The sequence below is a fragment of the Ureibacillus sp. FSL E2-3493 genome (genome assembly GCF_038077515.1).
In the GTDB taxonomy this organism is placed as follows: domain Bacteria; phylum Bacillota; class Bacilli; order Bacillales_A; family Planococcaceae; genus Ureibacillus; species Ureibacillus halotolerans.
Map to the genome: position 1 here is coordinate 1,771,386 of NZ_JBBOPK010000001.1, position 25,609 is coordinate 1,796,994.

The following is a 25,609-nucleotide window of genomic DNA, read 5'->3' on the forward strand; positions in this document are numbered from 1 at the left end:
TTGATTTAAACCTATATTGTTTTGGCTGGATTCATTATGCAATTAGTTGAAAATAAGGTAGAACGAAGTCTTCTTCTACTTCTTTATATACGACCGACACCCTTTTACCTATTGAAATTTCGTCTTTGTCCCCTATGATTCTTGTCATCATTCGAACCCCTTCATCCAGTTCAACAATCCCTACTACATAAGGGGGTTCGCCTTTGAACGGTCCGTATCCTTGATGGACAATAGTAAAACTGTATATGCTTCCAGTTCCATTTGCTTGAAACCAAGATAGCTGACCTGAAAAACAATGTGGGCAAATGGAACGTGGATAGAAAATAGACTGTTGACAGTCTTCACATTGTTGTATCAATAGCTTGTGATCTTTTAATCCGTCCCAATAAGGTTTAGATTCTTCGTCGATCCCGGATTTTATTAAATCTTTTATCAATTTAATCCCTCCCTAAAATGACTGTAGAAGTAGATGAAAGCACTCCTCCTGTTCCATGAACTAATGCAAGATTTGCATCACTTACTTGACGAACATCACATTCTCCTCGGAGTTGTCTAACAGCCTCAATTAATAAAAAGATTCCATACATCCCCGGATGACAATAGGACAAACCGCCACCATTTGTATTCATCGGAAAATCTCCCCCCGGAGCAGTCCGTTGTCCACTTACGAAGGCACCACCTTCTCCTGGTTGACAAAATCCTAAAGCTTCTAAAGTTAATAAAACTGTAATCGTGAACGAATCGTAAATTTCAGCAACATCAATTTCGTGGTGGGAAATGCCCGCCATTTCAAAAGCCGCTTTACCAGATTCACGAGCACTAGTCATCGTTAAATCGGGCATGTTTGTAATGGTATTATGGGAGTGGGACTCCCCATGACCTAATATCCAAACAGGCTTCTTCTTTAACTTTGAAGCTACTTTGTTAGAAGCAACGATGACGGCACCTCCACCGTCAGAAACTAAACAACAATCCAATAAATGAAGGGGTTCTGCAATAAAACGGGAATTAAGAACATCTGCTATTTCAATTGGCTCTCTCATGTAAGCCTTTTCATTTAATGTGGCCCATTTTCTAGTTGCAACAGCAATTTCTGCAAGCTGTTCAGATGTTGTTCCATATTGATGCATATGTCTTGTGGCCGCTAATGCATATGCCCCTACTGGAGTAGGAAGACCAAATGGAATTTCATATTGGGCAGTCAATGGAGATTGAAAACTTGAGTTTGTTGGTTTTGTTCGATTGGTGCTACCGTACGTGATAAGGGCAACATCGAATAAACCTGCTTTAATCCCAGCTGCCGCATGCCCAACATGGGCTTCAAAAGAAGAACCACCTATATTAGTTGAATCGGTATACTTTGGTTGAATACCCAAATATTCTGCTAACATTAAATTAGGAGCCCATGCCCAATTGCCCGCAGTAAAAATTGCATCCACATCATGCTTTGTTAATCCAGCATCTTCTAACGCTAACTTGGCAGCTTGTGCTTGTAATTGCAATACATTTTTACCTGGCGTCTTTCCAAGATCGGATTCAGCAACCCCAACGATTGCCGCAACTCTTTCTGATTTCAAAGACATTTCCCCCTTTCGATAGGGTTGTAATGAGCCTAATATTCTAGCAATTTAAAAGTCTATTAACTAACCGGCCAGTATTTTATGGTGAAATAAGAACTGACTGATTAGTATGATGGGGCTTTTAAAAAACTGACTGGATAGTATGTTTTACTGATAATCATTTGAAAAACGCTACAATTATAGTAATTCCCCAACTTTTACATGACCTTTTAATAAGTTGCGTGCAATTGTACGGCGTTGAATTTCATCTGTACCTTCGAAGATGCGATGAAGTCTTAGCTCACGGTACCAACGTTCAATAGGTAATTCCTTCGTATAACCCATACCACCATGAATTTGTAATACTCGATCTACAACTTGGTTCGCCATAACCGCTCCATTTAATTTTGCCATGGAAGATTGATGACGAGCATCCATTCCATTTTCAGCCATCCAAGCAGCTCTAAATACAATCCATTTCGCCGCTTCAATTTCAACAGCTGAATCTGCAATCATCCATTGAATTGCTTGTCGTTCAGCAATTGGTTTACCGAATGTAACACGCGTTTTTGAATAATCAATGGCCATTTGAAGTAATCGTTCAGCTGCACCGATTGCTCCTGCAGGAATCATATAACGTCCTTGACCAATCCATTGCATACCAAGGTTGAATCCTTGACCTAATTCGCCTAAAATGTTTTCTTCTGGAACTCTAACATTATCAAATATTAGGGTTGCTGGACCCCATTCACCCATTGTATGAATTGGCTCAGACTCCCAACCCATTTCTCTGTCCACAAGGAAACAAGTTACGCCTCCATTGGCTCCTTTTTCCTTATCTGTTACAGCAAATACCATTGCAAAGTCTGCTTCGTTCCCATTTGTAATAAATACTTTTTCACCATTTAAAACCCAGTGGTCGCCGTCCTTTACAGCTTGCATCTGAATACTTCTCGCATCTGATCCTGCTCCTGGCTCAGTTAATGCAAAACATGAACGTCTCTCACCATTAATGGTTGGTATTAAATATTTTTGTTTCTGTTCTTCATTACATAAATATAAAATGTTGTCTGCTGAACCCCCGAAATTAAATGGTACAAAAGTTCTTCCTAGTTCCATCGCAATTAACACAGACATAATTGGTCCTAAATTCGCCCCACCATATTCTTCAGGTGTATTAATGCCCCAGAAACCAATCTCTTTAGCTTTTTCACGTAATTCTTGTACTTTCTCCCGTGAAATTCCTGGTTTGCCTTCCCTTTCGTTTTTTAAAACTTCTTGTTCTAACGGTTTTAATTCCTTGTTTACAAAATCTCTCACTGTTTTTTGAATCATTTTTTGTTCATCTGTTAAAGTAAAATCCATCCATGACAACTCCTTATTGTTTAATTGAGTAATTGGTCTAAAAATTGTCAATCATTGTTCACAATTATTTAGAATACTCAGTTATCTAACGGTATGTGTATAGCACCTTACATATGCAAAAAAATTAAAGCGTTTTCAAAATGTCAGGTAAGAAATTTCGTTGGAATTTTACAAAACGTTTTGATGTCATGTTTATAAAAAAATAGGTAAAACCTCTGTTTTAAAGGTTTTACCTACTGTCATTCATTTTTAATTTCTACTTTATGATTTTATATTCATCAATAACTTGTCCTGTTACAACATCATAAGTTGTAAAAGTAAATGTGTTGTCCGTAACTTCTACATTTGAATAGGATGGATTATAATTTTGGCTTCTTAAAGCTGTGTAAAATGCAGCGTCATCTCTCCAGTGATAATATTTACTTCCGGAAGAGGAATTACTTGTTAAATAAAGGACACCAGTTGGATCTTTTACTGTGTTTTCAGCTACAAAGTTTTGTTCAAATAATGGTTGGTTGCCTTCCATTTGATAAGTACGAACATATCCGTGATCATGTCCCATTAATACGACATCAATGTCATTTTCATCAAAAACAGGTACTAATTCTTCACGACGTTCTAATACGTCACGATCATATTTATGACTATTTTCGCTATAAATCGAATGGTGCATTACAACAAATTTCCAATTCACATCAGAATTTTCAGCAACCGTTTCTTCAATAAATTGGGCATGCTCTTCATTATTTCGGTTGTTGCTATTTAATACGATAAATAATGCATCATTATATACATAAGAATAGTCTCCACCTGCACTCGTTGCTCCTAAAGTAGATTCATTTGGAACATTAAAGTGACTAGCATATGTTGCTGAGTTATCATGATTACCAACAGTTGTTTGAATTGCATATTGTTTTATTTCATCTGGTGAAAAATAGGCTTCATATTCTTCTTCACTATTTGATTTATTTACTTGGTCACCAGCTGATACTAAAAAATCGGTTGCAGGGAATTGGTCCAAAGCGATATCTAAAGTTTTTTGCCAAGCTTGTCCATCTGCTTCAATGTTGCCACTAGATCCGATTTGGGGATCTCCGAAGAATAGGAAGTTAAAATCTTTGTCTCCTCCGACAGTAAACGCATAAGTTTCACTCCAATTTCCTTTTCCGTCACCAAATCGATAGTTGTAAGTTGTATTTTCTTTTAATCCTGTAATCGTCACTTCATGACTCGATTCACCACTCGTTGCTTCCTCTAAAGTTGCTTCTATCGTCATCGTTTTCCCTTTTGGAAACTGTTGTCCATTCCCGTTATTCGCTTTTGCTAATTGTATAACACCTGGTTTTGATGTCGAATCTGTATACCAATTGAATGTACGTTGTGATTCATCTGCTCCAACAGAAAAGGCAATGTCCGTCACTTCATAAGTACTGTTGTTTACTTTCGCCGCTTCTACTGATGTCTCATTCGTTGATAGAGAAGCGGGAAGTAAAATGGCAGATGCTGCTAGAACAGCCATTACCTTTCTTTTTGCTTTAGTAGATAAATAGTTAATCATTTCTATACACTCCTTATACCTATTTGTTTTCTTGCAACTAAATCGTAACTTTCCATTGTTAAGTTACTTTATAGCCCTTGTAAAGATATCCATCTTTGAGAATAAAGGGTAAAAGGTAATAGGTATAAAGTGTGTATTCAAGATTGAAAACTAACTTATGTATTAAACTAAATTATGAGCAAATTAGTTAATCTTTATTTATTTTGAATTGATTTTTATAAAAAGAAAAAGATAAAGGAAGCACCTAAAAAAGTGCTTAGTTCCCTATAGCTTCTCATCATGCTAAAACAATGTTGTTGGGTGGAATACGCTTATAAAAAATTGTACACGACTTGGACTAAGGGCCAAAGCTCTTAAAAATAACGCACTTTGTGCCGTCAAAGCTAATTCAGATTTAGCTGGAACAATTTCTTCTACTAAAATGTCTGCTTCATCTTCCATACAAACTAAAACATCGTTGTCAGATAAATTTTTAGCAATAACGGTCATTAATAATGGTGAACGCATGGGAGTCGCAGGAGCTGCGTAAATGAGTGTATAATCTTGTCGAATTTTTATTTCTTCTTTCACTTCTTCTTCGAAATAAGAGGACTCGTTTAATTCAATCGGTTCACCATCTTCTTCAGTAATTACAACTTTCTCAATGATTAACTTTTCTTCCGCTCCTACAGTTGCATCCACACAAAAATTTTGACTTATAATAAGGGAATTCCGATCCAATATAACTTCACTTTCGATGCGATTAGATAGTTCTTCTTCATTTCCTTCATAATTAGCTTTACGCTCTGGTCCCATTTTATCACCCTCCTTCCATACTAGTAGATGTCGTACCTGAACGACTTGCAAGGGCATATAAATTAAAAAAGATGATTTTGATTTATAAGAACCATTTATTGCTTAGTATTCCGATTTCGAAATGAACCAAAATAAGTACAAGGGGTGATATAGATGGCGAAGAAGGAAAAAACAACATTCCGAAAAGAAAAAAAACCGAAGAAACATAATAGTCGCGAGGAAATTTCACAAGAACAAAATTTTGAAAGAGCTTTAAAGAAAATCGAATTTCAAAATAATAAAACGAATGACTAGTTCTTAATACCTTTATTATAGAAAAATATCCTTATTTTTATTAAATGATAACAAATTAAACTATAGCAGCTAAATCATATTAAAATGTAGCACATTTTGTTTTTAGTCGTTTAAAAAGTTATTTTAAACGACTAAATTATTATACTAATAAAAGTTTTTTACCGTTAAAGATCTCTATAAAAGAGATCTTTTTTAATTATTCCCCTCTTTTCTCCTGTTTTACAACCTTTATTTATCCTAATTAACCATATATCCCCTTTTTTGATGGGAACTTGATAAATAGTGAACTTTCCGTGTCTAACTGGTGTACTACTGGTGAACTTTTCGTGAATAACTTTTGAATGGAATATGAACGTTACGTGAAATACGGGTTTTAGTGATTCCTTTTTTAATCAATTTTATTAGAATAGTAATAGAGTTGATGGAAGTAACACCAGTGTTGTTCTAACAACAATAAAGGGAAGGTGAATATTGAAATGATAAAAAAATGGACATTTCTAACGTCCGTAATGGCACTTCTTCTCATTCTTACAGGTTGTGAACCTCTTTTAGTTTTAGACCCTAAAGGACCACAGGCTGAGAGACAAGCAAGTGACATTATGTTGTCAATTGGCATTATGGCAGTTATCGTCATTGTTGTCATGGTGATGTTAGGCTATATATTAATTAAGTACCGAGCTTCAAAACAAAGTGAGGATTATGAACCACCTCATCTTGAAGGGAATAAATGGGTAGAAGCAATTTGTGTAGGTATACCTGTATTGATTGTTGCTTACTTATCATTTGTTTCCGTACAAAGTAACTATATAGTAGAATCTGCACCGGAAGGTTACGAAGAACAAGAACCTTTAGTGATTTACGCTTCTTCTTCTAACTGGAAATGGCATTTTAGTTATCCTGAACAAGGGGTAGAAACAGTTAACTACCTTTATATTCCGACGGATCGTCCAATTGAATTTAAACTTTATTCATATGGACCTATTACAAGTTTCTGGATTCCACAACTTGGTGGTCAAAAATATGCGATGTCCGATATGGTCACAACATTACATTTAGCTGCAGATAGTCCAGGAGAATTTATGGGACGAAATGCAAACTTCAGTGGTAAAGGTTTCGCAGAAAATACATTTAATGTAACAGCTATGTCTCAAAAAGAATTTGATGAGTGGGTTGATGAAGTACACGATACTGCTGAGCCACTAACTGAAAGTGAATTCCAAAAATTATTAGAACCAGGTCATCTAGGACAAATGACCTTTACTGGTACTCATTTAGAATTTAGTCCTGCTCCAGAACACAACCATGGAACAAATTCAGAATCTGATACAGATACAGAATCAGAAGATCATTCATCTCATCATATGCATGGGAATACAGATGAATCGGAGCACACAGACCATAGTGGTCACTAATATTGAAATGAATAAAAACTAGTTTTTTACTAGTTTCTACTCTTGAAAGGAGAAAAAAGGATGGAATTCTTTGAACGATTTGCCATACCTCATCCAAGTCCAGCTATTTATGCCTCAATGGTAGCCATTGCTGTAGTAAGTATTGGTATTGTTGTTGGCTTAACATATTTCAAAAAATGGGGCTATTTATGGCGCGAATGGCTAACTACAGTCGACCATAAAAAAATCGGAATTATGTACTTAATTTCTGCCCTACTAATGTTATTCCGAGGTGGCGCTGACGCTATTATGATGCGTGCTCAGCTTGCAACACCTGATGCAAAATTATTAGATGCACAACACTATAATGAAATTTTCACAACACACGGGGTTGTCATGATCATGTTTATGGCAATGCCATTTATCTTCGCGTTTATGAACTTAATTGTGCCTTTACAAATTGGTGCGCGTGACGTAGCGTTCCCACGTTTGAATGCACTTAGCTTCTGGTTATTCTTTGTAGGGGCAATGTTATTTAATATTTCATTCGTAATCGGTGGTTCACCAGATGCTGGTTGGACTTCTTACTTCCCTCTTGCTGGGAATGATTTCAGTGAATCAGTTGGAACAAACTATTATATGTTAGCCCTTCAAATTTCAGGTATCGGTTCCTTAATGACGGGGATTAACATGTGTACAACAATTTTAAAAATGAGAGCACCTGGCATGACGTTAATGAAAATGCCAATGTTTACATGGTCTGCTTTCATTGCGAATATCATTATAGTTTTCGCATTCCCTGTTTTAACAATTGCATTATTAATGGGAACAACTGACCGATTATTTGGTACGCATTTCTTTGCTACAACTAATGGCGGTATGGATATGCTTTGGGCGAACTTCTTCTGGATTTGGGGACACCCTGAAGTATATATCTTAATTTTACCTGCCTTTGGTATTTACAGTGAAATTATTTCAACATTCTCTCGCCGTAATTTATATGGTTATAAATCCATGGTAGCGTCGATGGTATTAATTTCCCTACTATCATTCTTAGTATGGACTCACCACTTCTTTACAATGGGTCAAGGAGCACTTACAAACAGTATCTTCTCGATTACGACGATGGCAATTGCAGTACCTACTGGGGTTAAAATCTTTAACTGGCTGTTTACAATGTGGAAAGGGAAAATTCGTTTTACTGTCCCAATGCTCTATTCAGTAGCATTCATTCCACTATTCACTATCGGTGGTGTTACAGGGGTTATGCTTGCAATGTCTGCAGCAGACTACCAATACCATAATACAATGTTCTTAGTTGCCCACTTCCATAACACGATTATTCCTGGTGTCGTTTTCGCGATGCTAGCTGGGTTAACTTATTACTGGCCAAAATTCTTTGGCTTCATGTTAAATGAAAAAATCGGTAAATCTACTTTCTGGTTATTAACAGTAGGTTTCGTTCTTGCCTTCTTCCCAATGTATATCACTGGTTTAGACGGTCAAGCGCGTCGTATGTACACTTATTCAGAAGCAACTGGCTTCGGACCATTAAATATGGTGTCATTTGTCGGTGCTGCTTTAATGGCGATTGGATTCATTACAATCGTATACAATGTATACTACAGTTATAAAAATTCACCAAGAAATATTGGTAGTGATCCATGGGATGCACGTTCATTAGAATGGGCTACACATACACCAGTACCAGAATACAATTTTGCTAGAATTCCTCAAATTAGTTCAAGTGAAACTTTCTGGGATTCAAAGAAAAATGGACATCAATTATTTAAAGGTGAATTGAAAGAAATCCATATGCCAAATAATAGTGGTGTACCATTCATTATGAGTGTTATTTTCTTCATCGCCGGATTCTCATTTGTCTTTGCATTATGGGTTCCAGCCGTGATTGCTTTAATTGGTATTTTTGTTTGTCTTGCTCTTCGTTCCTTTGAACAAGATCATGGACGTCATATTTCGGTTGAAGAAATTAAAGAGACTGAAGCTAAAATTGGAGGTGCTAAATAATGAAAATTGATCACTCGCAACCTCTTGAATATAGTACAGATCAAAATAAGCTAAACATTTTAGGGTTTTGGATTTTCCTTGGAGCAGAAATTATGCTCTTTGCTACCCTATTTACAGCTTATTTCACATTACAAGGTCGTACGGGTTCTGGACCAACGCCTGGTGAGATTTTTGAAATTACTCCAGTATTGATTGAAACAATTGTTTTATTAACAAGTAGTTTTACTATCGGACTTGGTGTTCATGCATTGAGACTCGGTCGTAAAAATGCGATGCTCACATTCTTTGGCATTACCCTACTACTTGGTTTAGTTTTCTTAGGAGTAGAAATATTTGAGTTTACGCATTACTACCATGTTGGTGCTACTTATCAAACAAGTGCCTTTACAGCCGCGTTATTAACAACACTAGGTACCCATGGAGGACACGTAACGTTAGGTTTATTCTGGGGATTATTCATTATGATTCAAGTGAAAAAACGTGGATTAACTCCAGAAACAGCTAATAAATCATTTATCTTCTCTCTTTACTGGCATTTCTTAGATGTTGTTTGGATCTTCATTTTCAGCTTCATCTATTTGAAAGGAATGATGTAATATGAAAGAATTATTTCCTGTAAAACAAGTGATGGGCTTTGTCTTTTCGTTGATCCTAACAGCTGTGGCTTTGCTAGTTTACTTTACAGATATGTCATTTCATATAGGTATGACCATTCTTTTAGTAACAGCATTTATTCAAGCCTTTTTACAACTCGTTGTATTTATGCATGCTGGTGAATCTGAAGATGGTAAGTCAATTTATACGAACATCCTTTATGGTGTCATTATTGCAGTTATTACCGTATTTGGTTCGTTATTAATTTTAATATGGGATATGTAAAAAATGGGAGCTCGACTATAATAAAGTGTACCCTTTGTAAAGGACATTTTTAAAAAAGGCTTTTAAGCAACTTGAAGAAGATGGTGACTGTATTGTGCAGGCGTCATCTTTTTTAAGTTCCATTGACCTCGGTAATGATTGTAATAAGTCATATAACTCTTAATCTCTCTTTTTACTTCTTCTAATGTTTCACACGATTTAAAGTCTGTTTCATCTTTAAAATGACCAAAAAACGATTCTTGTGGGGCATTATCCCAACAGTTTCCACGACGTGACATAGATTGCTCTAGTCCCATTTTCTTTACCATCTTTTGAAATTGGGGGCTGGTATAGTGGAACCCTTGATCAGAGTGAATGAATGCGCCATCGGCCAATTTTATCCCATTCTTTTTCAACATCTTTAATGTATTTAATGCAATATCTAGTGTAATTTTATCCGATGTCTCATATGCTAAAATTTCATTGGTTTCGGCATCTTTTATAGCGGATAAGTAGGCACGTTTTCCTTTTCCATAACTCAAATATGTAATGTCTGTTAATAATACTTTTCTAGCGATTCCTTGCTTAAATTTACGGTTTAATAGATTTGGTAAAGTTCTATGTTCTTTCGTTGCTTTGGCCATTCTTCGATATGGATTTGCTTTTCGAATGGGGCAGATGATTTGAAACTTTTTCATGATACGACGAATTCGCTTTAGGTTATATGTAATTTGATACTGATTTTCTAACGTCATTTTAATTTGACGTGCACCTTTCTTACGACCACGGAAATTGAACGCTTTTAAAATGATTTCTTTGACTGTCTCATCTGCCTGATCACTAGCTTGTCTACTAAGTTGTGCTTCTTCTGAAAAATAACGATAGTAGCCCGATCGAGAGACTCCAACTAATTTACAAAGGTAGCTTACCATTCTTTTTAAGCGGTGTTTTTCTATCACATACTGGATCAACTGAAATTTTTGTTCCGCTGTTAATTTCTCTTTTTCTTTATCAACAACCTTTCTGCTAAATCGATCTTTTTTAGTAGTTCATTTTCTGCACGTAATAATGCATTTTGCGCCTCTAACCTTGCGTACTTTTCTTCTATACTTAATTCTCGCTCAAGTGGACGTCCTGAAGAGTGTTTACGTGTATCCACAAGCCCAGCTACACCATTCTTTTGATAAGCAGCACGCCATCGCTCTAAAGCAGACTTTGCACGTTTTTTACCTACGATATCAATATCAAATCCTGCATCTTCAAAAATTTGAAGTGGAAATTTCCCTTCCTCATATTCTTTAATGGCTCTTGCTTTAAATTCATCTGTATATGTTATTGCTTTTTCACTCACTGCTTTTACATAAGGATGTTTCTTGAGTAATTTCTGTTCTTGATCTGTAAATAACTTTTTCGACATGTTCTTCCGCTCCATCAACCATTTATTTTATTTCATTATAAATAAAAGTACCCTATAAGAGAGACCTTTTTTCAAGTGTCTTTCTTATAGGGTACATTTTATAATAGTCGGGCTCTTTTTTATCTTTGAGTTTTTCAATTCAATTATCCAATTCCTCTTTAAAACAATTTATTTTACTCCCCCCACCTGTCAGTGCTATCATTTGCATACAAACTTAGATTGGAGATGATTTTTTTTGGTAAACAAAATTATGTTAAATGAACGAGTTATTCATATAGACAATTACAAGGAAGAAATAAATTCAGGTTTACATAAAATTTTTATTGAGTTCAAAGTGACGAGCGAAGAATACCATGATATTGCCGTACTACTTTATGAAGGAACATTTGATGTAAAAGTTCCAGAACAAAATTTAGCTTTTAGAGGGACAATTGAACAATATTCAACATCCATTACGAATTTATACAAAGAAGGCGAAGTGGGTATTTATAAATTGACTTTAGTGGAAGTAAGAAATTAGAAAAGAGGAAAAAGATGAAGTTAAGTATATTAGATCAATCCCCCATTTCATCCAATCAAAAAGCACAACATGCTTTAATTGAATCGATGAAACTTGCTCAATTAGGAGATGTACTAGGCTATACGCGTTATTGGATTGCCGAACATCATGATTTACCTGGACTTGCATGTTCCGCGCCGGAAGTAATGCTTGGATATATTGGTGCACAAACGAATCGAATACGAATTGGTGCTGGAGCTGTTTTGCTACCACATTATAAGCCATATAAAGTAGCTGAGGTTTACAATATGCTCGAAACATTATTTCCAAATCGAATTGATATCGGGATTGGTCGTTCTCCTGGTGGATCTGCTGAAGCAACGAATGCTTTGAACGATAATTTTTTACAAAAGGTTTATCAAATGCCGGAATTAGTAGAAGAATTACTCCATTTTTTTCATCAAGATTTTCCGTCGGATCACCAATTCTCGAAAATATCCGCCTCTCCTATACCTGAAACGACTCCTCAACCATGGATGTTAGGAACTAGTGAGAAAAGTGCCATTCTTGCTGCACAAAATGGATTAGCTTATGCTTTTGGTCAATTTATGAGTGAACAAGATGGTACGTCTATAATCGAGTCTTATCGTAAATCTTTTCAACCGAAAATACAAAATCAACCGCCACAAGTATTAGTAACTGTTCCTGTCATTTGTGCGGAAACAAAAGAAAAAGCAGAAGAAATTGCTTTGAGTACGCTAATCTGGCAATTATTCATTGATAAAGGAAAAGCACAAACAATCCCATCCATCGAAGTCGCTAAAAAATATAAATTAAGTGAAAAAGAAAATGAGCAACTTTCTCATTTAAAAAAGAAAATGATTATTGGTAACCCGAAAGAAGTTCAAGAGGCTTTACATCAATTACAAGCTAAGTATAAAGTAGACGAATTTATGATACTAACAATTACCCACTCTCCAGAAGAACGGGCGAATTCATATAAATTGATTGCTCAAGAAGTACTTTCTTAAACATCAAACGAAAGTATGTCAACTTATAGAAGATCTTAATACAAATAAAATCCCCAGTAAGTAGCGTTTTAAATCTACTTACTGGGGATTTTCCAATTATGCGCATTTATTTTTATTGCATTATTTAACTAGCTGCTGTTTTGAATGATTCTTTTCGGTTTCTTTTTCAAAAAGTAGTTGCATAAATATGGCAATAATAAATAAAAATCCTCCACATTTTGCTATTTCAATTCCGTACCAAATGGATATATTTGTATAGAAGCTTGCGACAAATAGTATAATTCCAGAAACGATAAGTAGCGCACAAACATTTGTAAATAATTTGAACATTATCGTCACTCCCCCTTGTGTTGTATTACTATATACATAGTATACAACAATCGTTCACAAAATAGCCATATATTTTTCACTATTTGTTCAAATTTTTATTTTTTTTCGGAAGAAATAATAGATATGACTTGATTTTTATTCCCCTTTTACTAATGGCCAAATCCGTACATCTGCCCTTTTCGCAACATGTAAAATAGGTTTTTCGCTTTCAGGAACTATATTAAAATTCCGTCTTAATATATTTTCCTGTATCTTGGCCTCTCCATCAAATACGATCCAAGATGGATGTAAAATATTACATTGTAGTGGTTTACCTTGCTTATTTATTGTATAAAGACAATAACGTTCCAATAACCATTCATCTAAAGAACCTGCTGATGTCATATATGGAGTAGAAATCGGGTGATATTGACAATTAAATTGTCCTTTACTCATTTTTCCTTCAAAAAATACAGATTCATCGTGCCGCTCCATCTTAAGTGGCTCAAAAAAGTAAGGCAGTCCGAAAAAGGTTTTCGCACATTTAGCCGCAAACCAGTTGGCTGCTGCCAGATAAAAGAAAAAGACACCTGGTTTATCATTCACCATTACATATGTACGGATATTAAATCCTGGATATTCTTTTATACCTGGTAACGGTGGAAGACCTCTACCGCGCATGTCAGTAAAGATATAAGGAACAACGGATACCCACCCAAATCCATCATATGTATCCACTTTTAACGAAGTCGGTACAAGTTTTTGAAGAACTTCCTTTTTAACTGGATAATGGATAAACAAATTATCAATCCATGTTTGCTTCATTATCCATGGTAAAGACGGATAGTCCCTTTTATAACTTTTATATTTACTTTTTATCAAAATGCTCCTACCCTTCTTACAAATCATTAGTAGTAACATCTTTTACGAAAGGCGCCAACATTAGTCACTTAAACAAATTAAAAACTTTATAAAATTGGTGTAAGAAATGCTATGATTATGTAGTTATTGAAAAATGAAATGAGGCAACATGTTGAAAGAATATCAATACGATAAAATGCTCCATATAAATACACGTTCAAAACAAATGGAAGTTAATAACTCCATCCATTATCACCCTTATGAACCAACCCCCTATACAGCTTTAGAAGAGTTGTTTAAACATTATGAAGTCAATGACCAGGATACAATAGTCGATTTTGGTTGTGGTAAAGGAAGGTTAAATTTCTTCATTCATTATATGTTTCATGCCAATTGTGTAGGAATCGATATGAATCAACATTTTTTAGATGAAGCAATGAAAAATGAAAAAAGTTATTTTAGAAATGTGGGAAAAAATAAAGGATCCATTCATTTTCACTGTTGTTTAGCAGAAAAATATGAAATTCAACCTGATGAAAATAAATTTTATTTCTTTAATCCGTTTTCCATACAAGTTTTTATGAAAGTATTCGATAATATAATGTTGTCCTATGAGAAGACTAAACGAGAAATGGATTTAATTTTTTATTACCCTTCAGATGATTATCAATATTTTTTAGAAACCCAATTATCCTTTCAATTTATAAAGGAAATCACGCTTCCTATTTTATATGAAAAAAATCCATACGAAAGATTTGTCATTTATCGTTTAACATAAAAACTAAAATCTATTCACGAGGGAAAAGCATTTTTTAGTTTTCATTATAAATTTTAATAGATTTTTTTATTACATATGGTAATATGTAAATAGAATAATCAAGGTCTTGTAGCTCAGCTGGGAGAGCACCACCTCGACAAGGTGGGGGTCGCAGGTTCGAACCCTGTCGAGACTATTCAATTAAAAGGTCGACAAACACTGGGATATTAATGTTTGTCGACCTTTGTCTTTGTTCTCTAATGTATTTGAATTTATCGAAATTTTAAATGCGTAAAGCTGATTGGAGGCACTACTTGTACTCATTAAAATTTTTTTCGCTAGGATATTGTTTCCTCCGATTTGTCTTTTACTTGAAGCATTCCCAATTTATGAAAAGTTGTTATTGAATAAATGGTAGCTACTACAATGCTTTATAACCTTGATCTCTTAAAAGAGTTTGTTTTGGTGAACATTGGGAGGAGGAGACAATACTAGAAGAATTCAGAAGTACTAGCGCAGCATATTTCTAAAGAATTAATTAAGAGTAATTCTTACTGAAAAATCGTATTGATGACTTCATCTAACGACATATTACTATCCAATTTGTAGGTACCAGGCTTTAAATCATTTGCCAGTCCTCTCTTTTCCACTTCATTGAAAAAGGTCATCGCATTATCAATGATTTCCCCCTGCACTAATGCATCTCCAACTTCGATACTCGTCATTCCTGATGCCACATTGATAACCGTACGATAAATGACTTTCTCATTATCTTGCTTTTCCGATTGGTCCGTTTGTTCTTTTTGAGTTTGTTGACCTTTTGCCTCTTCTTCTGCAGCAGCTAGTTGTTCGTCCCATTCTGTTTTAGTTAAAATAACATACCCAGCATTCGAGAGACTCGTTTTCATTTCCTCTTCCGTTGGGGACTTCGCTGTCACCTGATTCGTTTGTCCTTTCGGTGTAGACTGTGAAAAATAGACAATTCCACAAACACTTGCACTGATGAGAAGACCTGCAGCAAAGCTATTTATCAGATTAGCTTTCATTTGCTACCTTTCTCCCTTCCTTTTTTAATGACACATATGGAGCTAGAAGCTTTTCCACCTCTGATGGTTCAAGCTTTAATTTAGCGGCCATAACCTCCACTTTAAAATTTCTCTTATATAAATCTAGTAATTTTCGCTGTAATTCTCTTTCCTCATTACTAAGCCCAGCTTTTTGTGAAAGGATTTCATTTTCTAAATTCAAAATTTGAACTTCGTTTTGAAGCTTAGTAATCTCCTCCATTATCGTCATATACACCGTGTCAATTTCGCGTTGTTCTATCTTTGTAGCTTGCTTATTTTTGTACATAGAATAGATGAGTAGTAGTATTGCCACGATAAATAGTCCAGTTAAAGTCCATTCCATTGTTCAAACCTCCTTTGTATAAACTAATTTGACCAAGTTATTATACTTTGAAAACCACTAAATTTCGATTAAATTCTACAAAATACTACAATAGTCATTAATAATAAACGACTGAACGATTAGAAAGTTTCATTTCCCCTTTATTTATTTATAATGTTATTTTACTGAAGCCACTGAATAGTTTACTAACTTGGTCGGTAACAATGAAGCATCGGGGAAAATGATAAACAAAAAAGCACTTTCTTTTTCAAGCGCACTGACCTAAAAAAATGAGACAAATAAAAACACCTTTCGTTGAAAAACGGGTATTAAACCTATAAATCCAACGTGGAGGTGTTTTTTCTATGGGAACAAGAGTTAGTTATCCAGTAGAAATTAAAATGAAAGCAATCGAAATGAGATTAGCAGGAATACCTGTTAATCAAGTTTTAGAAGAATTGAATATTCGAAATTATACACAACTAAAAACGTGGATGAAGTGGTATCGAAATGGAGAACTTCATCGCCTTGAACAGCCAGTTGGAAAGCAATATACCTATGGTAAAGGACCAGAATATGAAAATGAAACAGCTAAATTAAAGGCTGAGAACCGTTATTTAAAGCAACAAATTGAAGTTTTGTGTATGGCAAAATAAAAATGCAGAGCTTTGCAAAGGAAAAATGCAGAGTCCTTCACTAATTTTGTGCAAAAAAAATAGACTTGCCAGTCACCCCAAGTCCCCGCTACATTAATTGTGTCGAAGCAATTTTGTAGTGGAGGTTAAGAAAGGATGCTAGCAATGTCTGATATTAATTGTATCAAAAAGTTAAGAAATGAAAAAGGTCTTTCAATCTCTGAGATTCAAAGAACTATGAAAATAAATTGGAGAACCGCTAAGAAGTATGCGGATGAAGATCAAATACCGCAGGAAAAATTATTTAAAAAGAAAGGAATGATGTATGAAGAGAAATGGGGAGAGATTGTATCAGATTGGCTATTTGAGGATTCAAAATTAAAGAAAAAGTCCAGAAGGACAAAGAAGCAAATGTTTGAGGAATTAAAGGATTTAGGGTTTCAGGGATCTTATCGAACGGTTTGTTACTTTATCTCTGAATGGAAAAATACACATCAAGAGGAAAAGGACAACGGTTATGAAAGATTAGAACACCCTCCGGGTGAAGCACAAGTGGATTTCGGAGTTATGGAGGCAGTTCAAGATGGAGAAATTGTCGATATTCATGCTTTAGTGATGTCATTTCCGAATAGTAATGCAGGTTATTCAGTGCCTTTACCTTCTGAAAATCAAGAATGCTTTCTATACGGCCTTAACATTCTATTTAAACAAGTTGGAGGAGTACCAAAAAGGATAAGGATAGATAACTTAACTCCAGCAGTCAAAAAAACTAGAACAAAAATTGAAGAAGCCCAACTAACCGATGAATTTATACAATTTCAAAACTATTACGGCTTCGACGTTCAGGTATGTAATCCTCGCAGTGGGCATGAGAAGGGAAATGTAGAGAATAAGGTAGGGTATGTACGTTATAATTTCTTTACTTCGGCACCAATCATGGAAAGTTATGAAAGTTTGACAGATCAATTATTTCATAGATTGGAAGCTGATCGTAATAGAATCCATTACTCTAAAAACGTACGGATAGAAGATTTATGGCAAGAAGAAAAGAAATATCTACTCGCATTGCCTGAAAAGCCATACCCTGTGTTTAAAGAGGAATTTGTTAAAGTTAATAAATACAATGAAATAAAAGTTGATCAGTCGTTAATTCATGTACCAAAGGGTGCCAATTATAATCAGTTACAAATGATACTCACATGGGATCAATTAAAAATTGTTTCACCTAACGGTGAAATATTATTGGATGACTATCGCCCATATATGAAAAAACGTAAAGCTTTACCATGGCTATCCATCATTAAGACATGGATTCAAAAACCGCGAGTAGTGGAATATTCCCGCTACACTAAGTATCTACCAGGAAGAGTTAAGGAGTTTTTGTTAGTTGATAACTTGATTATTCGTCGAAAAAGATTAAATGGCTTAGCAAATTTATTAGTTACTCATGATATGAAGGGTATTAATGAAAATTTTTATGAATTAATTGCGGAGGAAAAGTTGCCTGGTGAAAATGATCCATATGAGGTAGATTGGATTAAATATGATTCATTAGCCCCTATAGAGGAGGTCGCCAATGAAACAAAATATTAGAGAAATCTGCAAAACTTTAAGACTAGCTTATGTTGCGGATGTATATGAAAAAATTAGTTTTGAAAATCCAGAGCAATTCCTGTATGGGGTACTTGATGAAGAATTAAAATTAAGAGAAAATGCCAAAATTAATCGGTTAATGAAAAAAGCTAAATTCTTAGATAAAAAAAGCCTACATACTTACGAGTGGACCGAACAGATTCGGTTCCCTCCCCATTTAACTAAAGAGGAATTGTGTAGTTTAAAATTTATTGAAAACCGACAAAATATAGTTTTAGTTGGTTCACCAGGAACAGGTAAGACTCATTTAGCTACAGGATTAGGTAGAAAAGCTTGTGAACGAGGGTACGAGGTCCGCTTTTATCGAATTGCACACTTGGTTGAGGAATTAGAACAAGCATTGCATAATCACCGTTTATCAGTATTTAGAAAGCGCATGGAGAAGGTAGATTTAGTTATTTTAGATGAAATGGGTTATTTACCATTTAGTAAAGAAGGAGCTGAATTATTATTTCAAATCATTTCGGAGTTTTACGAGCAAAAAAGCGTGATTATTACATCCAACTTGGAATTTAGTCAATGGAACAAAATATTTACAGACTCTCGATTAACAGCAGCGTTAGTGGACAGACTAATTCATCACGCTCATATTATTTCATTTCATGGTGAGAGTTATAGACTGTCCCACGCACTGTCAAAAAGAAACTAATTGGGTGGCAAACTTCTGCATTTTTAATTGCATTTTTCTGCACTTTTCTATTGCAAAATACAAGTTTTAAAAAAGTACGCAGAATGGGAAAGGAAGTGGTACCAAGAATAGTTGTGCAATTGGTAGAAGAACTAAAAGAAGTCATGACAATTGGCGAAATCTGTGACCACTTGGGGGTAGGTAGATCATCTTATTATCGTTGGAAAAAGAATAATAACGTTGAAACAAAGAAAGACATTCGGGATAAGAGAATGGGTGAGTTGTGTAAACTTCATAAATATCGATACGGATACCGAAAAATCACAAGCATTTATGGAGAACCGATAAGTGAAAATACAGTACAAAAAGTAATGCAAAAATATGGTTGGCAGTGTCGAGTAAAAGTGAAGAAACGTAAACGCACTGGACAACCAGCATACGTCGCACCGAATTTATTAAATCGTGAATTTACAGCGGAAGCACCATTTGAAAAGTTAGTAACAGATATTACCTACTTGCCTTTTGGTCAATCAATGATGTATCTTTCAAGTATTCTAGATGTCTTTAATGGCGAGATTGTAGCGCGTACAATCGGATTTACTCAAGATACAGAGTTTGTTTTAGATACATTAAATCAGCTACCAGAATTACCTGAAGGCTGTATCCTGCATAGCGATCAAGGTTCTGTATATACGTCCTATGACTATCAAAAGGCAGTAAAAGAAAAAAGAATTACCATGAGCATGTCTCGTAAAGGCACGCCCGCTGATAATTCTCCAATTGAAACGTTTCACTCCTCGCTAAAGTCTGAAACGTTCTATCTCGACGGAATCAATCGCACAACGAATGCGCATGTGATCCAAATCGTCGAAAACTATATAAAATATTATAACAATATCCGTATTCAAACGAAACTAAACAGCCAATCGCCGGTTAAATACCGTCAACTAACTGTAAAGTAGGGTGTTTTCTTATTGTCTCAAAAATGATGGTCAGTACCAAGTGCCTTATAGACTTTTAATTGTCGCTCCATCATTTCAACAGATTTGTGTTGAATGGTATTTGAATCCTTTTGAAGAATTCCTTTAAAGTAGCGTTCATATTCTTTAAAGAAAGCTATAAGAAAATCTTCAAACTCACCTTGAAAGACAATTTCTGTTGTACCGTCATATTCACTGTAGGCTTTAATATTTAATAAATTTCCGGTTTTAGGGTGTTTTGGCATTTTTATTTAAGTAAAAAATGAAAAATAAAAATATCGATTTTCTATTATTTACTTTACGAGTGTATGACGAATTTTTATGAAATACCTTTTTTTAGAATTTAAAAGTCTTCTCATTAGATTCTAATTAATGACAATTAATACTCAATTTGCTAAATTAATATAGAAAGGGGTCATACATATGAAGAAACTAGTATTTAGTGCAGCACTTATTTTAACTTTAGGACTAGCCGCTTGTGGAAACGATGATAGTGCTGAAGTTGTTAAAGAAAATGAAGAAAAAGCATCTGATGTTGAACAAACTGAAACTAATCATTCGGAAGAGATTAATTCTGACGTTGAAGAAACAACTGAAGTCGGAACAGAAAATTTAACAGATGCTATTAATTGGGAAGAAAAAATTAAATCAATCGCTTCAAATGCTGGTGTAGCTTCAGACAAATTTTATGAATTAGAAACATTTTTATTGGAGTACCAAGCCTCAGCTGAAGAAATAGCACAATTTAAATCTGACATCGTTGAGGATTATAAATCCGGAACATACCTTAGTGAATTAGATAATCACAAACGAATGTTAACTAACATCTTCAAATCTTATTTTGTTGAAAAAAATAGTGAAGGTGCACTTAAAGATTTCGCTTTTGATTATTATCAAAATTTAAAATATGCTTATCGTGGTGTTGATTCTCCAGAAAGCGAAGCAGTAAAAGCTAATGAAGAGCAAATGAACGATGCACTAAAAGAAATCGAATAAACATTTAAGTCACTCTTTGAGTGGCTTTTTTAATGCACATTCCATATTCGCTTTTTTCATCATCAACCTTATTTTTAAGTTCAATAATAAATTCTGTCATACCCTTATAAATTCGATTTTCTGCTTGTACTTTAATTCCACACTTCCCCCTATTCTGATTTTACTTCTCTTAATTCAATTTGAACTACAATTATTTCATGTTTCATCCACATAGTTAATTGTAGATTAAGCTTTAAATCACTTAAATGATTTAGATCGCGCTCTAAGTCCGATTTTTAAATCGAAGATAATTTGCTTTTGAAATACTTCGGAAGCATGTTTGGGATTATTTTTTCGAAGAATTGTTAGCACTAGAAAATCAAGAGATCATTTCCCGTATAAATCTCAATTTATTTTAATACAAATATCCATTCACTTAATTAGCATCTGTAAACAATTTGGACCATTTGATAAAATAGTACAATTTATCTTAAAGATTTTGGACGAATTTTGAATCAAAATTTCCCTTTAAAACTTATAATATGTTGCATTAGAAGAATTAAAAGAGTTGAAATTGTTAATTGAGAAGAGAACTGAAGAACGAATAAATCAAAAAGACCAGTTAGGAAGTGAACCGGTTTTGTATTTAAATTATATTCTGTTTGACAATTCACTTTCAGCTATTAATTTTTAATCAATTTTTGAAGTATAAAACCAGAGATCCTTTCTCATTCAGTACTACTCAACATAGAAATATACAAATCGCACTTTTATTTTAATGAGAACTTAAGTCTTTCTTTCATCTCCATAAAAAAAACATTCTACTAATAATAAAAATGTACATCCAATAAAAATGATAGCCGATACGATAACTTTCAAATTGTCATGTCCCCAACTTTTAAATATGTTATAAATTTGGAAAAGAGCCAATAAAATAAAAACATATTTAGCAGGTATTAAAGACTTTTTTCAAATTTAGCCACCTATCCTCTCAGTCCCATGTCACTAATTGAAATCTTTTTTGTACAATCAACTCTTGATTTAACAATTAAATTGCAACCAATTAGTTAGAAATGAAGGAAATAAAATTTTTATTAGTAGTTCATACGCTTTTATTTTACATTTACATCAAACACAAATTCTTGATTTCCTTTTGGCCATATCGTTTCAAGTTGAAAAATATAATACCCACTTTCAGATGGCATGGTGATTTCGTTATCTTCTACATCAACAATTTCACTTTTCCCCTCTTCATCTACTTTATAAACCGTGACGGAAGAAGGGTTTTCATCTATTTCAAAATTTAAAATTTCGCCTTTAGCGACATCTAATGTTTCGAAAGGTTCGACTAATTCGTTGATATTGGGATTAGTTTTTGAACTAATTTCAACGTTATCTTCTTTCCACTCGTAATCACCTGGAATCATTATAAAACGTTCTCCATCTACAATAACTTTACCTTCTGGTTGACTGATTGTATCGTTCGGAAATCCATTACAGCCAGTTAAAATGAATACACCTAAAATGATGAAAACTATTTTTTTCATTTGCAACTCCCCATTCATTTCGTCCCTTTTCGTTCTATTTTAACACAAATATCCAAATTATTTATTTGTTGTTAAAAATGACGATTCTAAATAAAAAAAGATACATTTCTTATTATCGAAATGCATCAAATTGCTGATGTGGATATATAACTCTAAATCCCTTCTTTATATCGATAAGAGGTATAGGATAACTTTAAATAAATTAGTTTTTACGTTACATCTTTTTGTAAAGTAATCCAAGTAGGACTAGGAGCAAAAGGAAAATTGGTTAAGACCTCCATTGCATAATCATCAGTCGTATCGAATTCCCCTATTATAAATTGGATATTATGATTAAGTGCATAATTTACTTGATTGTGAATCAAATCTGAAATCAATTGTATATATTTGGTATCAATAGCACCACACCAACCCAATTCTAAAGAATCTATTTTATCTGATTCGTGTAGGAATGCATACGCAACTATACTATTCTCGTTCGTATCTAAGTAAATATAACTTCCATTATATACTGTATCGTCTGCGAAAATCATTTTCCTCCATTTTTCCTCATCAAAATTTGCCACTGGATTAGCTACATGTGTTTTAATATAGATCCTTCTCACAAGTTGAATAAGTTGATTCGTTAAAATAATGTTTGGTAAGACTTCTGTCAAAGTCAGGATTTGATAATTTCCTTGAATGTTTGGAAGATAATCCGCAACATCAGAAACTTTTAAAATTGGCGAATAGGTCCTTCTTATTTGTCTAAAACCATTATTTATATAAAACTTTACTAATTTATTCGAAGTTTCCCAAACTGAAGTTTGTAAAGGTAAATTCTTAATTTTTAAATTCTCTAATTTTGAAAGTAAATGTTTTTCAATATTTAATGAATTATAGATGGGATTAATTAAAATTCGAAAATAAGTGCAAAAAGGATGAAATTTACTCTTCCACGCACAAATAATGCCAACTAATTTATCTTCAAAAATAGCAGAGTATGCAGAAATTAATTGAGTAGATTTTATAATTTCCAGTAATACTTCGTCTTCAAAACATACTTGGACTAAACTTTTTAACTGTTTTTCTTCTTTTGCTTCATATTTTTTTATTATAATATCCATCTTTCCTTCTCCAAATTTTTTTACAATTTGCCCCTTAAAATAACCACATTCTAATTTTTTGTTATTACGCCCAATTAAGCAATATCAATTAAAGTTGAGAATATTTGCTTAGTTATTTTTTATAGATAATTGAGATAAAGTGTCATTACCGTTATAACCAGGTTCAGAAATGATAGGTACACCACTTATTGAAAGTGTATCTATATAAGATACACCGTTCTTAAATTCATCTCTAACTTTTCTGAAATTTCTTTTGCAGTTTTTTTTTTCCCGAACTAAACATCCATAGAATTGCAAGTATATTATCAATTTTAGACATATTTATTACACCCTTCTATTTTTTATCTATCACATTTCATTTAACTGGTAACGGTAAACTCTATAGATGTTGTTAAGCATAGGTGGCTGATTTAAAGAAAGTGACGCATTCCATCTAAAAGAAATGCGCCAGTTTTTGAAAAGAATTTTATACAGTTCTATAACTAAATTCCAATAATAATTAGGACGGCATACCGAGAATCGATTTTACTTCCAAGTATTCTTCAATACCGTAGCTGCCCCATTCACGGCCGACTCCGGATTGTTTATAACCTCCAAATGGAGCAGACAGTTCCATAGGTGCATTATTAATGGTAATATGGCCTGCTCGAATGGAAGATGCCACTTTCTCTACTTTTTCTTTGTCCTCTCCCACTACATAACCTGCTAATCCGTAAACCGTATCATTGGCGATCTCAATTGCTTCATCAATGTCTTCGTAAGTAATAATCGACATCACTGGCCCAAAAATTTCCTCTTGAGCAATCACCATGTCATTTTTTACATTCGTAAACACAGTCGGTTTTACGAAATATCCTTTTTCTAATCCTCCTGGTTTACCTGGACCTCCAGTGACAAGGGTCGCCCCTTCTTCTAATCCTTTTTTTATATATCCTTGGACACGATTAAACTGTTTCTCAGAAACAAGAGGTCCGAAAATATTATTCTTATCTTGAGGATCACCATAAGGTATAGTTGGCAAGATTTCCTTCACTGCCTCAACAAATTCATCATGTTTTAATTTTGGAACGAGGGTACGTGTAGCTGCAACACAAACTTGACCTGTATTAAAAACGACATTCGAAATGGCAATTTGCGCAGCTTCCTTCATATCATAGTCATCGAGAATAACAAGGGGAGATTTACCGCCAAGTTCTAAAGCCACTTTCTTAATAGTTTTTGCAGCATTTTCTGAAATCTTTTGACCAACTGCTCCGGAACCGGTAAAGGATACAAAATCAATATCTGGATGCGAACTAATGCCGTTACCAACAATTTCTCCCGTACCATTTACTAAATTAAAGACGCCTTTTGGTAAGCCAGCAGCTTGGAAAATTTCAGCTAAAATAATCGCTGCAAATGGTGTTAGTTCAGAAGGCTTTAACACTACGGTACAACCAGCAGCGAATGCACTAGCAAGCTTTGTAGATGTCTGATTTGTCGGGAAGTTCCAAGGTGTAATAAGTCCGCAAACACCGATTGGTTCTTTACGAACTAACGCACCCCCTCGCCTTTCAGTAAATTCGAAGCTTTCCAATTCTTTTGCTGCTTGACGAAAATGACCTAAGCCCATGTTGTAATGTGTATGTTCACTAATTGTAACGGGTGCCCCTAATTCTTGTGTAATCACTTCAACGATATCGTCTTTACGTTTCTCATATTCATCTGCAATTCGATTTAACAATTCCATTCGTTCTTCTTTCGATGTTTGAGAAAATGAAGGAAATGCTGCTTTGGCTGCTGCAACCGCTTTATTCAAATCTTCAATTGTTCCATCACTAATTCGACCAAAGACTTCTTCCGTAGCTGGATTTATTACATCAACTGTTTTTGAACCAGTAGATTCCACCCATTCCCCATTGATAAAATGCTTTAAATAGTTTCGAATGTTTCATACCCCTTTTCAAAAATATTTATTATTACTATTCCTTAGTA

The 25,609-nt window shown here is 34.3% G+C and carries 25 protein-coding genes, 1 tRNA gene and 3 pseudogenes; 14 read left to right on the forward strand and 15 right to left on the reverse strand.

The features are described from left to right. Positions 1-34: 34 nt before the first annotated feature. The 5 genes from MHH69_RS08950 to MHH69_RS08970 form a co-directional block, all read right to left on the reverse strand. The gene (locus MHH69_RS08950) at positions 35-436 is read right to left on the reverse strand and encodes a Zn-ribbon domain-containing OB-fold protein (RefSeq protein ID WP_341362151.1); all 402 of its coding nucleotides are present in this window, start codon (positions 434-436) and stop codon (positions 35-37) included. A gap of 1 nt (position 437) precedes the next feature. After that, positions 438-1,583, reverse strand: a complete 1,146-nt coding sequence (locus tag MHH69_RS08955) for an acetyl-CoA acetyltransferase (RefSeq protein WP_341362152.1) — start codon at positions 1,581-1,583, stop codon at positions 438-440. A gap of 174 nt (positions 1,584-1,757) precedes the next feature. Continuing rightward, entirely contained in the window at positions 1,758-2,924 is a 1,167-nt protein-coding gene (locus MHH69_RS08960; RefSeq protein ID WP_122970573.1) for an acyl-CoA dehydrogenase family protein, read from the reverse strand. A gap of 256 nt (positions 2,925-3,180) precedes the next feature. Beyond that, a complete protein-coding gene (locus MHH69_RS08965; RefSeq protein ID WP_122970572.1) occupies positions 3,181-4,482 on the reverse strand; it encodes a purple acid phosphatase family protein in 1,302 nt (433 codons plus the stop codon). 282 nt (positions 4,483-4,764) lie between these two features. Then, positions 4,765-5,277, reverse strand: coding sequence for a hypothetical protein (locus MHH69_RS08970; protein WP_341362153.1), 513 nt, complete (start codon positions 5,275-5,277; stop codon positions 4,765-4,767). Positions 5,278-5,430: 153 nt separating this feature from the next. On the opposite strand from MHH69_RS08970, the gene MHH69_RS08975 reads away from it, so the two are divergent. The 5 genes from MHH69_RS08975 (at position 5,431) to qoxD (ending at position 9,869) form a co-directional block, all read left to right on the forward strand. Continuing rightward, entirely contained in the window at positions 5,431-5,571 is a 141-nt protein-coding gene (locus tag MHH69_RS08975) for a hypothetical protein (protein ID WP_158599657.1), read from the forward strand. A gap of 476 nt (positions 5,572-6,047) precedes the next feature. Then, positions 6,048-6,983, forward strand: coding sequence for a cytochrome aa3 quinol oxidase subunit II (gene qoxA / locus MHH69_RS08980; protein WP_122970570.1), 936 nt, complete (start codon positions 6,048-6,050; stop codon positions 6,981-6,983). Positions 6,984-7,043: 60 nt separating this feature from the next. Continuing rightward, a complete protein-coding gene (gene qoxB / locus MHH69_RS08985) occupies positions 7,044-8,990 on the forward strand; it encodes a cytochrome aa3 quinol oxidase subunit I (protein WP_122970569.1) in 1,947 nt (648 codons plus the stop codon). Then, positions 8,990-9,586, forward strand: coding sequence for a cytochrome aa3 quinol oxidase subunit III (qoxC, locus tag MHH69_RS08990; protein ID WP_341362154.1), 597 nt, complete (start codon positions 8,990-8,992; stop codon positions 9,584-9,586). The genes qoxB and qoxC overlap by 1 nt, the downstream gene beginning before the upstream one ends. A gap of 1 nt (position 9,587) precedes the next feature. Beyond that, entirely contained in the window at positions 9,588-9,869 is a 282-nt protein-coding gene (gene qoxD, locus MHH69_RS08995; RefSeq protein ID WP_122970567.1) for a cytochrome aa3 quinol oxidase subunit IV, read from the forward strand. A gap of 62 nt (positions 9,870-9,931) precedes the next feature. Here qoxD and MHH69_RS09000 read toward each other — a convergent pair. Continuing rightward, a protein-coding gene (locus MHH69_RS09000) for an IS3 family transposase (protein WP_341361629.1) occupies positions 9,932-11,265 on the reverse strand; the annotation gives its coding sequence in 2 pieces (ribosomal slippage) (positions 9,932-10,878 and positions 10,878-11,265; 1,335 coding nt in all). Between the two features lie 235 nt (positions 11,266-11,500). On the opposite strand from MHH69_RS09000, the gene MHH69_RS09005 reads away from it, so the two are divergent. After that, positions 11,501-11,785 (forward strand): DUF3219 family protein, encoded by a 285-nt coding sequence (locus MHH69_RS09005; protein WP_341362155.1) that lies wholly within the window; start codon positions 11,501-11,503, stop codon positions 11,783-11,785. A 14-nt stretch (positions 11,786-11,799) separates the two neighbouring features. Beyond that, complete coding sequence (locus MHH69_RS09010; RefSeq protein ID WP_341362156.1) at positions 11,800-12,795, forward strand: LLM class flavin-dependent oxidoreductase; 996 nt, start codon at positions 11,800-11,802, stop codon at positions 12,793-12,795. 120 nt (positions 12,796-12,915) lie between these two features. On the opposite strand, the gene MHH69_RS09015 is transcribed toward MHH69_RS09010, so the two are convergent. Together MHH69_RS09015 and MHH69_RS09020 are read right to left on the reverse strand one after the other, a co-directional pair. After that, positions 12,916-13,125, reverse strand: coding sequence for a hypothetical protein (locus MHH69_RS09015; protein ID WP_122970564.1), 210 nt, complete (start codon positions 13,123-13,125; stop codon positions 12,916-12,918). 135 nt (positions 13,126-13,260) lie between these two features. After that, positions 13,261-13,986 carry a YqjF family protein gene (locus tag MHH69_RS09020; protein WP_341362157.1) on the reverse strand — a complete coding sequence of 242 codons (726 nt, stop codon included), beginning with the start codon at positions 13,984-13,986 and terminating at the stop codon, positions 13,261-13,263. Between the two features lie 151 nt (positions 13,987-14,137). On the opposite strand from MHH69_RS09020, the gene MHH69_RS09025 reads away from it, so the two are divergent. Beyond that, positions 14,138-14,743 (forward strand): class I SAM-dependent methyltransferase, encoded by a 606-nt coding sequence (locus tag MHH69_RS09025; RefSeq protein ID WP_341362158.1) that lies wholly within the window; start codon positions 14,138-14,140, stop codon positions 14,741-14,743. 102 nt (positions 14,744-14,845) lie between these two features. Then, positions 14,846-14,918 (forward strand) — tRNA-Val (locus tag MHH69_RS09030). Positions 14,919-15,273: 355 nt separating this feature from the next. Here the strand turns inward: MHH69_RS09030 and MHH69_RS09035 are convergent. Continuing rightward, entirely contained in the window at positions 15,274-15,768 is a 495-nt protein-coding gene (locus MHH69_RS09035) for a hypothetical protein (RefSeq protein WP_122970561.1), read from the reverse strand. Beyond that, positions 15,758-16,132 carry a hypothetical protein gene (locus MHH69_RS09040; protein WP_341362159.1) on the reverse strand — a complete coding sequence of 125 codons (375 nt, stop codon included), beginning with the start codon at positions 16,130-16,132 and terminating at the stop codon, positions 15,758-15,760. Before MHH69_RS09040 ends, MHH69_RS09035 begins: the two co-directional genes overlap by 11 nt. A 344-nt stretch (positions 16,133-16,476) precedes the next feature. Here MHH69_RS09040 and MHH69_RS09045 point away from each other — a divergent pair. From MHH69_RS09045 to MHH69_RS09060, 4 genes and pseudogenes are all read left to right on the forward strand, one after another. Beyond that, positions 16,477-16,752, forward strand: a pseudogene (locus MHH69_RS09045) (helix-turn-helix domain-containing protein); the annotation flags it as partial. A gap of 159 nt (positions 16,753-16,911) precedes the next feature. After that, positions 16,912-18,339 (forward strand): IS21 family transposase, encoded by a 1,428-nt coding sequence (istA, locus tag MHH69_RS09050; RefSeq protein WP_338322908.1) that lies wholly within the window; start codon positions 16,912-16,914, stop codon positions 18,337-18,339. Further along, positions 18,323-19,048 (forward strand): IS21-like element helper ATPase IstB, encoded by a 726-nt coding sequence (gene istB, locus MHH69_RS09055; RefSeq protein WP_122973751.1) that lies wholly within the window; start codon positions 18,323-18,325, stop codon positions 19,046-19,048. The genes istA and istB overlap by 17 nt, the downstream gene beginning before the upstream one ends. Positions 19,049-19,101: 53 nt before the next feature. After that, a pseudogene (locus MHH69_RS09060) lies at positions 19,102-19,989 on the forward strand (IS3 family transposase); the annotation flags it as partial. Between the two features lie 17 nt (positions 19,990-20,006). Here MHH69_RS09060 and MHH69_RS09065 read toward each other — a convergent pair. After that, on the reverse strand, positions 20,007-20,252 hold the full coding sequence (locus MHH69_RS09065; protein ID WP_341362160.1) for a hypothetical protein: 246 nt from the start codon (positions 20,250-20,252) through the stop codon (positions 20,007-20,009). Positions 20,253-20,430: 178 nt separating this feature from the next. Between MHH69_RS09065 and MHH69_RS09070 the strand changes: the two genes are divergently transcribed. Next, on the forward strand, positions 20,431-21,003 hold the full coding sequence (locus MHH69_RS09070; protein WP_341362161.1) for a hypothetical protein: 573 nt from the start codon (positions 20,431-20,433) through the stop codon (positions 21,001-21,003). 1,091 nt (positions 21,004-22,094) lie between these two features. Here the strand turns inward: MHH69_RS09070 and MHH69_RS09075 are convergent. From MHH69_RS09075 to MHH69_RS09090, 4 genes and pseudogenes are all read right to left on the reverse strand, one after another. Beyond that, positions 22,095-22,529 (reverse strand): membrane lipoprotein lipid attachment site-containing protein, encoded by a 435-nt coding sequence (locus MHH69_RS09075; protein ID WP_341362162.1) that lies wholly within the window; start codon positions 22,527-22,529, stop codon positions 22,095-22,097. 209 nt (positions 22,530-22,738) lie between these two features. Next, a complete protein-coding gene (locus tag MHH69_RS09080; protein ID WP_341362163.1) occupies positions 22,739-23,635 on the reverse strand; it encodes a hypothetical protein in 897 nt (298 codons plus the stop codon). A gap of 135 nt (positions 23,636-23,770) precedes the next feature. Beyond that, positions 23,771-23,954 (reverse strand): annotated as a pseudogene (locus MHH69_RS09085) (helix-turn-helix transcriptional regulator); the annotation flags it as partial. A 180-nt stretch (positions 23,955-24,134) separates the two neighbouring features. After that, a complete protein-coding gene (locus MHH69_RS09090) occupies positions 24,135-25,562 on the reverse strand; it encodes an aldehyde dehydrogenase family protein (RefSeq protein ID WP_341362965.1) in 1,428 nt (475 codons plus the stop codon). Positions 25,563-25,609: the final 47 nt, after the last annotated feature.

What these genes read in the sequence shown, in the direction of transcription:
- qoxA (WP_122970570.1), top strand. Translation starts at nt 6,048, where the DNA reads ATGATAAAAAAATGGACATTTCTAACGTCCGTAATGGCACTTCTTCTC.
- qoxD (WP_122970567.1), top strand. Translation starts at nt 9,588, where the DNA reads ATGAAAGAATTATTTCCTGTAAAACAAGTGATGGGCTTTGTCTTTTCG.
- istA (WP_338322908.1), top strand. Translation starts at nt 16,912, where the DNA reads ATGTCTGATATTAATTGTATCAAAAAGTTAAGAAATGAAAAAGGTCTT.
- MHH69_RS09035 (WP_122970561.1), bottom strand. Translation starts at nt 15,768, where the DNA reads ATGAAAGCTAATCTGATAAATAGCTTTGCTGCAGGTCTTCTCATCAGT.
- MHH69_RS08960 (WP_122970573.1), bottom strand. Translation starts at nt 2,924, where the DNA reads ATGGATTTTACTTTAACAGATGAACAAAAAATGATTCAAAAAACAGTG.
- MHH69_RS09075 (WP_341362162.1), bottom strand. Translation starts at nt 22,529, where the DNA reads ATGAAAAAAATAGTTTTCATCATTTTAGGTGTATTCATTTTAACTGGC.
- qoxB (WP_122970569.1), top strand. Translation starts at nt 7,044, where the DNA reads ATGGAATTCTTTGAACGATTTGCCATACCTCATCCAAGTCCAGCTATT.
- MHH69_RS09015 (WP_122970564.1), bottom strand. Translation starts at nt 13,125, where the DNA reads ATGTTCAAATTATTTACAAATGTTTGTGCGCTACTTATCGTTTCTGGA.
- MHH69_RS09010 (WP_341362156.1), top strand. Translation starts at nt 11,800, where the DNA reads ATGAAGTTAAGTATATTAGATCAATCCCCCATTTCATCCAATCAAAAA.
- MHH69_RS09040 (WP_341362159.1), bottom strand. Translation starts at nt 16,132, where the DNA reads ATGGAATGGACTTTAACTGGACTATTTATCGTGGCAATACTACTACTC.
- MHH69_RS09065 (WP_341362160.1), bottom strand. Translation starts at nt 20,252, where the DNA reads ATGCCAAAACACCCTAAAACCGGAAATTTATTAAATATTAAAGCCTAC.
- MHH69_RS08965 (WP_122970572.1), bottom strand. Translation starts at nt 4,482, where the DNA reads ATGATTAACTATTTATCTACTAAAGCAAAAAGAAAGGTAATGGCTGTT.
- MHH69_RS09080 (WP_341362163.1), bottom strand. Translation starts at nt 23,635, where the DNA reads ATGGATATTATAATAAAAAAATATGAAGCAAAAGAAGAAAAACAGTTA.
- MHH69_RS08955 (WP_341362152.1), bottom strand. Translation starts at nt 1,583, where the DNA reads ATGTCTTTGAAATCAGAAAGAGTTGCGGCAATCGTTGGGGTTGCTGAA.
- istB (WP_122973751.1), top strand. Translation starts at nt 18,323, where the DNA reads ATGAAACAAAATATTAGAGAAATCTGCAAAACTTTAAGACTAGCTTAT.
- MHH69_RS08970 (WP_341362153.1), bottom strand. Translation starts at nt 5,277, where the DNA reads ATGGGACCAGAGCGTAAAGCTAATTATGAAGGAAATGAAGAAGAACTA.
- MHH69_RS09070 (WP_341362161.1), top strand. Translation starts at nt 20,431, where the DNA reads ATGAAGAAACTAGTATTTAGTGCAGCACTTATTTTAACTTTAGGACTA.
- qoxC (WP_341362154.1), top strand. Translation starts at nt 8,990, where the DNA reads ATGAAAATTGATCACTCGCAACCTCTTGAATATAGTACAGATCAAAAT.
- MHH69_RS08975 (WP_158599657.1), top strand. Translation starts at nt 5,431, where the DNA reads ATGGCGAAGAAGGAAAAAACAACATTCCGAAAAGAAAAAAAACCGAAG.